Below are 10917 nucleotides of genomic sequence, written 5' to 3' on the forward strand. Positions count from 1 at the left end.
CGTTCAACGAGCGATCCCAGTTGATTGCCGGATCACCAGCCGAGCTTCGACGCGCTGAAGGTCCGGGCGATCGCTTTCTGCGTCAAGGAGAACATCGACCGCAAGCCGCCCCATAGCCACATAGGGCAAGGCGACAGTGGTGAGCAGAGGCCTGAGCGCTGTCGAGATCAGCCGATGGTCGTCGAAGCCGACAACGGAGAGGTCGTCAGGAATGGTCAATCCCAACCCGATGGCAGCGTTGTAGACCTGAATGGCAAGCTCGTCATTGCCACAGAAGATGGCGGTAGGCCGGTCTGGACGGCCGAGCAGCCGGCATGCGGCAGCAAAAGCCTCTTCAGGGTCGAAGGCCCCGGCGAAGCGTTGTCCTGCGAACGCAACCGGATCCGGCACGACCATGCCGGCCTCGCGCATGGCCCGCACGAACCCCTCCTGGCGCAGCCGCGTCGCCTCGATGCCCGGCGCTAGTGTCAAATAGGCAATGCGCCGATGACCAAGCTCTATGAGATGAACGCCGACATTGTGGCCGCCACGCTCCTCATCCGGGACCACCGCCGGCATGGCGCCATCGCGTGTGAAGCAGTTCACCATGACGCTCGGCAGGTGCAGCGGCTCGAAGTCCTCGATCTCTCGATGATAATTAGCCGCATAGATCACGCCGTCGACGCGGCCGGCGCGGAAACTGCGGAGGATCGACGTCGAACTGCTTGACGGATTATCGAGATTACCGATGACGAGCGACACGCGACGTTCTTCGAGTGCCGCCTCCACCCCGCGTACGATGTCGATCGAACAAGGCGTTGTTGCCATGACGTCCGTCAGCAATCCGACAACGCCGGAACGGCCGAGGCGCATCGCCTGAGCGCGCTGGTCCGGTACGAAATCGAGTGCGTCCGCGGCCGCGAGCACGCGCGCACGCGTTTTCTCTGTCACGGTTTCAGGTGCGCTGAACACGCGTGAGACCGTCTTCAGCGATACGCCGGCCCGCTCAGCGACCGTCTTGATCGTAGACATGCCCTAATTCCGTCCAATCTACCGTCGCGATGCCACTTGTCTATCGATAGTCAGAATCCCGTTGACCATCGATAGACAACCACATTATCTTCGAATCGAAGCAGATGAAAATGGCTTTGGCCGACCCATCGCCACCTTGTCGATTCTGCCTCCGATAGCTGCGCGACCATCCGCCGTAGGCGGAAGGGAGGGGTTATGACCATGACCCGGTTGTGACGCTTGATCGGCTGCTTCGAAGCAGCGCCTGTGCTGAGAAACGAATGGGAGGAATTATGATCTATACCGTCGAGAGGACGATCAAGCATGCGGCCCTGCTGTCGGCAGGACTGCTCTTCGCCACAAGCGCCTTGGCCGCTGACATGCCGAAGGAGCTGGCCGACGCGCTAGCCGGCAAGTACAAGGGCACAGTCGTTACCGCTTTCGGCGCCTTTGCCGATGCCGATGAGGTCAAGTTCAACGAGAACGTCAAAGCCTTCGAAGAACAGACCGGGATCGATATCCAATACGAGAGCTCGAAGCAGTTCGAGGCCACGATCGCAACGCGCGTCGACGCCGGCAACACCCCCGATATCGTCGATTTCCCGCAGCCGGGCCTGATGGCCAATTTCGCCAAGGCCGGCAAGTTGGTCGACCTTTCGACCTATCTCTCGCCCGAGTACATGCAGGACCAATATGCCGAGAGCTGGATCGACATGGGCACCAAGCCCGGCAAGGACGGCAAGCCGATCTTGGCTGGCGTTTGGGAGCGCGTGAACGTCAAGAGCCTAGTCTGGTACCCGAAGAAGGCGTTCGACGCGGCGGGTTACAAGGTGCCGACCACCTGGGACGAGCTTGTCGCGCTGCAGAAGCAGATCGTCGCCGATGGCGACACGCCCTGGTGCATCGGCATCGAATCGGGAGCTGCGACGGGCTGGGCCGCCACCGATTGGATCGAGGAGATGATGCTCCGCACCAATTCGCTTGAGGACTATGATCGTTGGACCAGCGGCCAGCTGAAGTTCGACTCGCCGCAGGTCAAGAAAGCGGCCGAAAGCGTCGGTTCGATCTGGCTTGATGACAAGCTGGTCTATGGCGGCACGAAGGCCATTGTTTCGACCTCGTTCGGCGATGCACCGGCGGGGATGTTCGCCGATCCGCCCAAATGCTGGCTGCACAAGCAGGGCAATTTCATCACCTCCTTCTTCCCGAAGGATCGCGAGCTGAAGCCAGGCGTCGACTACGACTTCTTCTACCTGCCTGGCATCGATCCCGCGTATGGCAAGCCCGCGCTGGTCGGCGGCGACATATGGTCGGCGTTCAGCGACAAGCCGGAAACCCGTGCCGTGATGGAGTGGTTCACGCGTGGCGACCATCTGAAGACTTGGCTCGCTTCGGGTGGCACCGTTTCTCCGCACAAGGATGTCGAGCTCGCTTGGTATGGCAATGATATCGATCGCGGCGTCGCCGAGATCCTCGCCAATGCCACCAGCGTACGCTTCGATGGTTCGGACCTGATGCCTGGAGAAGTCGGTGCCGGCTCGTTCTGGAAGCAGATGACCGCATGGGTCAGCGGGCAGACCGATCTCGACACGGCGCTCAAGAACATCGACGCCTCCTGGCCGTCCAACTAGCTCCCGTAGCTCCAGTCCCTGCTGACCAGCAAGGACTGGAGCTGTCCATCCGTGCCCGCGGGCCGCATTTCCGCCGGCTCGTTCGCAAAGTGGCCACTCGGAAGCAACCGAATTGTCAACTTACGGCAGATCCTCACCATCTTGGCTGAAGCTGGCCCTCACGCTCGCTTCAGCCCTCCTGGCGCTCCTCGTCCTCTGGCAGGGCTTCTTCTTCCTGCGCGACACGGACCTCCCACGCCTGCTGACTGCGTTCATCGCCATTCTTGGCTTCGGCGCCGCCATGTCGGTGCTCTATGTGGCCACCGACGTGATCCTGCAGCAATTGCCTCTCGAGCTCTCCCACCGCCTGCAACCGCTGCCTTTCATCGTGCCGGGCGTCGTCATGGTTGGCTATTTCGTGGCACTGCCGATGGTCCGCACGCTAGCAGCGAGCTTGTTCAACCGCGACGGCACAGCGTTCGTCGGCTTCGCCAACTATATTCAGGTCTTTACCGAACCCTTCATGCTGGAGACGTTTCGCAACAACCTGCTTTGGCTCGTGTTCGGGGCGGGCCTCACGGTAGTCTTCGGCCTCACGATCGCGGCGCTCGCCGATCGCAGCCGACATGAGAAGATTGCCAAGGCGATCATCTTCATGCCGATGGCGATCAGCCTTGTCGGCGCCGGCGTGATCTGGAAGTTCATTTATGCGTTCAAAGACCCGAGCGAGCCGCAGATCGGCCTCCTGAACGCGATCGTCGTCGCCTTTGGGGGTGAGCCGCAGGCCTGGATCCAGCTGATTCAGCCTTGGAACAATCTGTTCCTGATCGTCATCGTGATCTGGCTGCAAACCGGCTACGCGATGGTGCTGTTCTCGGCCGCCATCAAATCCGTGCCGAACGACCTACTCGAAGCGGCGCGTATCGATGGTGCTGGCGAGATCCGGATCTTCTTCTCGATCATCATCCCCTACATCCGCCCGACCTTGATCGCCGTCACCGCGACCGTGGTGATCTTCACTCTGAAAATCTTCGACATCGTCCTGGTCATGACCGGCGGCCAGTTCGGCACCGATGTGATCGCGACCCAGTTCTACAATCAGTATTTCGTCAATCGGAATGCCGGGCTCGGCTCGGCGATCGCCATTGTGCTCTTGGCCGCCGTGGTTCCGGTGATTGTCTACAATCTCAAGAATTTCAACAGGAACGAGCCGCTGTGACGCAAAACGCGACCACCCGTGTGGGGCGCGGCGGCATTCTATCCTCTGCCGTCCTGTTGCTCCTGTGCGCATTCTGGCTGCTGCCGACATTTGGCGTGCTCGTATCATCATTCCGCGCCGCAGATGATGTACGCTCAACAGGATGGTGGTCGGTCTTCCCACATCGCGAATGGCGGCTCGCCGAGACGATCAATCCGGCTCTGGATCTCGACCGCAGCGGGGTCATGGAGTTTGCCGGGGCGCGTGGCACATTCGAGGAACTCCGCGCCGGCATCATGGCGCCCGACGGGCGCCGCGTGATCTGGGTCGGCAACCGCCGGCTCGGCACCGTGCAGGTGCAGGAACGGGGTTGGACCAGCAGCAACGCATTTACGCTGGACAATTACGAGAGTGTTCTGACGGGCAAGCAATATGAGGTGACGAACGCACAGGGCGTAAAGCAGACGCTTCGGGGGGATGATCTCTTAGCCGCCTTCCTGAATAGCCTCGCCGTCACGTTGCCGGCGGTCCTACTGCCGCTCGTTGTCGGCGCGCTCGCGGCTTACGGTTTCGCCTGGGTCCGCTTTCCCGGTCGTGGTCTGGTCTTCACCATCGTGGTCGGTCTGCTCGTCGTACCGCTGCAGATCTCGCTCGTGCCTGTCCTGTCCGACTATGTCCGGCTCGGCCTGAACGGCACCTATCTCGCTGTCTGGCTCGCGCATGCCGGTTTCGGCCTGCCGCTCGCGATCTACCTACTTTACAACTATATCGCGGCGCTGCCTCGAGAGCTTCTCGAGGCGGCCACCGTCGATGGCGCCAGCCATCTGCAGATCTTCCGGCTGATCGTGCTGCCGATCTGCGGCCCGATCCTCGCCTCTTACGCGATCTTCCAGTTCATCTGGGTGTGGAACGACTATCTCGTCGCGCTGATCTTCATCGGCAGCCAGCCCAAGGTGCAGGTGCTCACCATGCGGCTCGCCGAGATTGTCGGCTCGCGCGGCAATGACTGGCACCTCCTCACGGCGGGCGCCTTCATTTCGATGGTTCTGCCGCTCGCCGTCTTCTTCGGTCTCCAGCGCTATTTCGTTCGCGGCCTCACCGCAGGCTCCATAAAATCCTAGGGAATTGATCATGCAATTTCGTCGTCTCGGCTCTTCCGGCCTGCTCGTTTCCGAACTGGCCCTCGGCACCATGGTGTTCGGAGAGGCTAGCGATCGCGGCACGCCGGAAGCCGACGCGCTTCGCCTCGTCGATGCCTACGTCGCGGCCGGCGGTAACCATTTCGACCTGGCGGACGTCTATGCTGGAGGTCGCGCAGAGGAGATCGTCGGCAAGGCCCTTAAAGGACGCCGTGCCGACGCCGTCATTGCCACCAAGGTCCGCTGGCCCATGGGGTCTGGCCCCAACCAGGCCGGTCTGTCGCGCCGCCATATCATCGATGCGATCGATGCGAGCCTGACGCGGCTCGGCACGGATTTCATTGACGTGTTCTACATGCACGGCTGGGACGCGCTGACACCGCTGGAGGAGTCGCTGCGCGCCCTCGATGATCTCGTGACGGCCGGCAAGGCCCGCTATATCGGTGTGTCCAATTTCGCCGCCTGGCAGGCGATGAAGGCGCTTGGCATATCGGAACGACACGGCTGGGTTCGTTTCGTGGCGGCGCAGTACCAATATTCGCTGGTCACGCGTGACATCGAAAGCGAAGTCGCGGGCCTTTGCCGTTCGGAAGGCATGGGCATCGTCCCGTGGGCACCGCTCGGAGGTGGCTTCCTGTCCGGCAAATACAAGAGCGGCGCCCGCCCGACGATTGCCGAAGGCCGGATCGGCGGCACTCCCGACGAATGGGAGGAATCCTGGGTACGGCGCGCAACGGACGCCAATTGGAAGACGCTTGCCGCGGTCGAGGCCGTAGCCGCGGCACATGATGGCGCGACGCTGTCGCAGGTCTCGCTAGCGTGGCTACTCGCGCAACCGGCCGTCGCCTCGGTGATCGTCGGCGCGCGCACGGTCGCGCAGTTCGAAGACAATCTGGCCTCCGTGGCGCTGGCGCTTTCGGCCGATGAACTCGAGCACCTGACCACCGTGTCTAAGCCGACGACGCCCTATCCGGCGCGCGCCGTCAATGAGAGCGACCGCTAGGCACGTAAGGGCCATGTCGCGACTGCTGCCAGTTTCACGGACACCGCGGTGTTTAATGACGCTGGAGATCACGGATGCGACGGCGACGATTTTGACTTGAGGTCAATACCGATGCTGTTCACTTGATCAGGGAATGCGGGTGACGGCGGCAAACGTGGCCTCGGGATCTTGACGGTCGGCGAGAACATGCTGCGCAAACGGGGTGGGGTTCTTCTGCCGATCCTAGGCGAGCCTTTCCGCGCTAGGGTCGGATGCGGCCGGAGCGGCTCCCGAGGACATCTCCGGAAATCGCGAGGACCGAAGCCATAATTGTCACGCCGCCGTCGAATCAGCGATTTTTGGCCGAGGCTGTTTGCCAACCGCCAGTTGATGCGGGCCTCGCTAACCAAAGTCGTTCGGATTGGTGTACCAATTAGGAGTTGAACGCACAGATCAGTGGTCGCGCCCGTTGGATGGGGTTAGACGACGGTGCAGCGGATATGCCGGTCTCGACCACTTGGATATGCCGGCATCGCGAGCGGCATCAGATCGAGACATCAAGGTATGGTTGACCGCACCTTGATATCGCTCGGATTTTCAGTCGCCGCCGCTCGCGGGTTGAATCTGCTTGAGCAGTTCGCCGGCCCGACGGATGACGGAACCTCATCGCCATAAGGCAGTTTCGTTGGATACCGTCGACCGTTTAGGGACTGGCTCGTTTCACCATGCAGGACAATCGATTTATCGGGGTAGCCTGCCCAAACTGCGCAGAGCATCGTCGCGATACGGTTGCTTGGTTCCGTAGGCACCGAGCCTTCGTCTGCGCCGAATGTGGGGCTGAGGTCGAGGTGAGTGAGGCTAAGCTCGGGGATATCATTGCACCGGTTGATGATGCATTCGCGGTTCTGCAGGCTGCTTTTGCGAGCCGGCGTTCGCGATGAACTTTCGGGACAGCGTGGCATACCTGCGGTAAGCGCCGGCGCCGGGGAGGCAAGTCGGATTGCGCCTGCTAGTGTGCTGACAAGCACGAAGTTCAGTGTCAGAAAGCGGTCCCGCTAGGCCGATCAGCTTCTTGGCTTCGTCATCGTCGTCTTGGTCGCGGCAGGCCTGATGAGATATTTCGGCCCCCCATAGCTGGCCGCATCGGATCGTTTCACAAGCCCGCCCCGCCGGCGGGCTTTTTCATGCCGGCCCCTCGGCCTTGATCCGCGCCCATTCTTCGGCCGATAGCGCTCGCCTCGAGCACCGTGTCGGCCAGATCGAACCCTCTACTCCGACGTCGCCCATTCTATTCGGGCCGACCCACCAGATTTACGGCCTCCCTCGACATACGCGATGGCGAGACCACAAGCGGGACACGCGCGACCCTTCTTGTGGATCATCCCACTGACTAGGAAGACCTTCGAACATGAGGGGCATGTGAAGGCTGCGTTGTTGCCTTCCCAGTCTTCGGTCATTTTGAGATCGACGGGATTGAGCGTCTTGGAATTCATGAAATATGCCTGCCACCGCGGTTGGTTGGGCTGGCCGCCAAGATAGCACCGCCCTCGCGCATGCACAGTCCTGAGTCACTGTGAAGGATCCGGACCGAGGCGACATTGCCCAGCCGGTCCGCGATCGCTGCAGTCAAGACGCGACCGTCAGCGAACGGCGCGCGTATTTCCTGCCCGAACGGCGTCGACCACCTCGCGGATCGAGGCCGTGACAAGCTGCGGCTGATCCTTGTGAATCTCGTGACCGCTCCTCGTGTCGACGACATGTTTCGCGCCGGGCACCAGCGCGGCTAGGCCGGCCTGCGCAGACTTCTGCGCCCGGTCGGTGACATAGCCGATGTCCGGCGGCGTGTTCGCTGGCAAGCTGCCGGCCGCGATAAACCCGGCAACCAGCGGTCCCCAGGCCTGGTCGGCGCTCAACACGATCAGTGGCATCGGCCGCAGCGGCGGCGCCGCAAGGAGCTGGTCAAAACTGGCGTCTGCGTCTGACCGTTCGATTTCTGGGTAGAGCCGCAGAGCTTCCGTGAGATCTCCCTCCAGGATCACCTTCTGGTTCGCCCATTCCGCCTTTGTCTCGGCTGCTCGAAGGCCCTCGGACAAGGCGTCGACCAGGACCATTCCGTTCACGTCTGCGGGATAGGTCATCGCGTAGAGCCGGGCAATGAGTCCGCCAAAGGAGTGGCCTACGATCATGACCGGCCTCTCGATCCCTGCGGACGTCACGAGCGCACGCAGATCTGAGGCGGCGTCCGCCGCGGTGATTGGCATTGGCACCGGATCGCTGCGACTTGGGCTGCCATCAGCAAGCGGCGTGCCTGGGCGATCATACGCGCAGATCCTCGTGAATTTCGCGACATCCGCGAATACAGGCGACCCCGTGGTCCAGTCATCGGCGGCCGCCTTTGCGCCGGCCACGACGATGACCGTCGGACTGCCCGTTCCTCGGCAAGTCATGAACATCTTTCGACCGCCACCGATATCGACGCCGCCGGCAGGGCTCTCGTCAGCGGCGAGAGCGGGCAGCGGCAAGGCAACGAGCGCAGAGATCAGGATATATGAAAGGCGACGCGACATTGGGCGGTCTATGAATACCGAGGCAGCATCTTCGCGGTTCGGAACAGAACCTATCGAGCGTAGTCGATCTTCGGCTGTTTTCGATAGTCCTCCATCCGGCTCGGTCCAACACGGAGGGAGTAACGCGCCGCGTAAATTGGACGGCCGTCGCTAATGGGCCGTTGATCGCGTCGGCGAGCCGCGACAGCTGCAGCATCACCAGCCAGGCGCTCGACGCGGCGACAAACAGCACGGTGACCGCCAGAGAGTCATCCGTCCTGCTTGCTCCCGCGCGCCACGATCTTGAGCGATCCGTCCGGCAGTGGACGCGAATGGCAAGTCACCAATAGCCCGGGAATGTCGCCCAGGATATCGATCTGCTACGTTTCCGCTGACCGGCACCTTTGCGTGGCGGTTGGGAGGGTCACAAGAATGAAGCCAACGCACCACAAGCGAACCGGATGGACCGCGCTCCTTGCCGCCAGCACTCTCGGTTTGGGAGGCTTTGCCAACGCTCAGGAACTCCCGCCGTCGCTGGTCACCCCCGATAGGGTCGAGACCTCCGTCGGCACGCTGGACTTCAAGGATGGCGCGCCGAGCCAAGCGACCGCCGACAAAGTCTTCGATGCCCTCGACTTCACGCACGGGCTGGATGCGTTCCTGAACAGCTTCGGCGGTGCGTCCGCCTATGCGCTCGGCAAAGGCTTCCGCGAGGTCGGCGCGGAAGACAATGCGGTCGTCATATTCCCGGAGCTGATGGACGCGAAGTCGTTGTTCCTCACCGCCAATGCCGACACGATCTATTATCTGTCGATCATCGACCTCTCAAAGGGTCCGATGGTGATCGAGCAGCCGCCGAAGGGCCTCGGCACCATCAACGACATGTGGTTCCAGTGGATCATCGATATCGGCTTTCCCGGCCCGGATCGCGGCGAAGGCGGCCGCTATCTGATCCTGCCGCCTGACTATGATGGTCCTGTCCCCGACGGTGGGTTCTTCGTCGCACGCTCGAAGACGAACCATGTCCTCTACGGAGCCCGCGCCTACCTGACCGACAACGATCCGAAGCCGACGGTCGATCTCATCAAAAAGACGCTGAAGATTTACCCCTATACGCCTGGCGGCTACGGCACGAGCATTGCTACAGCGCTCGACGGCAAGGTCCGCCTTCAGGCCGACCCGCCGGTCCCGCCGACGAAGTTCGTCGAGGCGAGCGGCAAGGCTTTCAATACGATCCCGCCGGGTGACTTCTCCTATTTCGAGATGATCAACGAGAACGTCCAGCAGGAGCCGGCCACGTCCTATAATCCGGAACTCTCGGGGCAGCTCGCCGCAATCGGCATTGTCAAAGGCAAGCATTTCGCACCGGACGAACGGATGAAGAAGATCCTGACCGACGCGGCGGCTGTCGGCAACGCCGCCGGGCGGGTGCTGAACTGGCAATCTAGCGAAGTGCCTGGCTGGGCCTACTACGCGGGCTCTGCCTGGAGCAGCATGCTCTGGGAGGGCGGAGCGAATTTCGAGACGCCGCCGCCGATGATCACCAAGGACGGGTATTTCGCGCCGCTGCCGCCGACCGGCGCTCGAACGCTGAACTCGAAGACTGCGTTCTATTACGGCTACACGCTCGACAGTCCGGCGATGATCATGCGGCTGCCAAAGGTTGGCTCGCAGTATCTGATGGGCTTCCTCGATGCCGCTAAAGCGCCGTTCGATGGCGGCAGAACTTACAAGGTGACGTTGCCGCCCAAGATCCCCGCTGAGGCCTTCTGGTCGTTCACCCTCTACGACAACCAGACCCGCTCCATGCTCGATACGCCGCAGCGCTATCCGCGCGCCGGCAGCCAGAGCTACCCATCACCAGCGGCCGAGGCCGATGCGGATGGCTCGACCACGGTCTATTTCGGGCCGACGCAGCCTGATGGGGTCAAGCGCGGCAACTGGATCCAGACCGTTCCTGGCAAAGGGTGGTTCACGATCCTGCGCCTCTACAGCCCGCTCGAAACCTTTTTCACCAAGGAATGGCGCCCGACGGAGATCGCACTCGTTCCTTGAAGGACTGCGTTGGCAATACAAGAAAGCCCGCCGCATCCCGAAGGACACGGCGGGCTATCGCGGGCGCCCGGTTGACGAATTGCCCTGCGGCAAAGGAGCCCCAAGACTCAGAGCCTGGACATTGCGATGGGAATTGCAGCGGTCATGCCGGGACAATGACAGCCGCGGACGGGACAAGACGTGATAACGTCTTGCATGATGGCCCGATCCGAGGATCGGGCGCCAAGAGTTGCCGAGCTATGGCTTCGCTTCGCGAGCCTCCGGCCCCTGAGGGCCTAAGCATGTCACACTCCATTCCAGACCATATTGAAGCGGCCAGCACGCTCGCAGTCATCGCGTCTTCGAACGAACCGCTTCTGTTCCTTGACGCCGCTTTGCGGGTGATCGCATCGAGCAC

The 10917-nt window shown here is 61.8% G+C and carries 7 protein-coding genes and 1 pseudogene; 6 read left to right on the plus strand and 2 right to left on the minus strand.

Translation table 11 applies throughout. The features are described from left to right. Window positions 1-3: 3 nt before the first annotated feature. The gene (locus tag BUB39_RS06585) at window positions 4-1011 is read right to left on the minus strand and encodes a LacI family DNA-binding transcriptional regulator (RefSeq protein WP_073052154.1); all 1008 of its coding nucleotides are present in this window, start codon (window positions 1009-1011) and stop codon (window positions 4-6) included. A 272-nt stretch (window positions 1012-1283) separates the two neighbouring features. Here BUB39_RS06585 and BUB39_RS06590 point away from each other — a divergent pair, with 272 nt between their 5' ends. From BUB39_RS06590 to BUB39_RS06605, 4 genes are all read left to right on the plus strand, one after another. After that, a complete protein-coding gene (locus BUB39_RS06590; RefSeq protein WP_073052155.1) occupies window positions 1284-2621 on the plus strand; it encodes an ABC transporter substrate-binding protein in 1338 nt (445 codons plus the stop codon). Window positions 2622-2733: 112 nt separating this feature from the next. Beyond that, the gene (locus BUB39_RS06595) at window positions 2734-3819 is read left to right on the plus strand and encodes a carbohydrate ABC transporter permease (RefSeq protein WP_073052156.1); all 1086 of its coding nucleotides are present in this window, start codon (window positions 2734-2736) and stop codon (window positions 3817-3819) included. After that, window positions 3816-4919, plus strand: coding sequence for a carbohydrate ABC transporter permease (locus BUB39_RS06600; protein ID WP_073052157.1), 1104 nt, complete (start codon window positions 3816-3818; stop codon window positions 4917-4919). The genes BUB39_RS06595 and BUB39_RS06600 overlap by 4 nt, the downstream gene beginning before the upstream one ends. Window positions 4920-4929: 10 nt before the next feature. After that, complete coding sequence (locus BUB39_RS06605) at window positions 4930-5940, plus strand: aldo/keto reductase (protein WP_073052158.1); 1011 nt, start codon at window positions 4930-4932, stop codon at window positions 5938-5940. 1619 nt (window positions 5941-7559) lie between these two features. On the opposite strand, the gene BUB39_RS06615 is transcribed toward BUB39_RS06605, so the two are convergent. Continuing rightward, the gene (locus tag BUB39_RS06615) at window positions 7560-8486 is read right to left on the minus strand and encodes an alpha/beta fold hydrolase (RefSeq protein WP_073052160.1); all 927 of its coding nucleotides are present in this window, start codon (window positions 8484-8486) and stop codon (window positions 7560-7562) included. A gap of 411 nt (window positions 8487-8897) precedes the next feature. Here BUB39_RS06615 and BUB39_RS06620 point away from each other — a divergent pair, with 411 nt between their 5' ends. Beyond that, complete coding sequence (locus BUB39_RS06620; RefSeq protein ID WP_073052161.1) at window positions 8898-10520, plus strand: DUF1254 domain-containing protein; 1623 nt, start codon at window positions 8898-8900, stop codon at window positions 10518-10520. A gap of 281 nt (window positions 10521-10801) precedes the next feature. Next, window positions 10802-10917 (plus strand): annotated as a pseudogene (locus BUB39_RS25930) (histidine kinase); the annotation flags it as partial.

Origin of the sequence: Kaistia soli DSM 19436, assembly GCF_900129325.1 — a bacterium.
GTDB classification, from domain to species: domain Bacteria; phylum Pseudomonadota; class Alphaproteobacteria; order Rhizobiales; family Kaistiaceae; genus Kaistia; species Kaistia soli.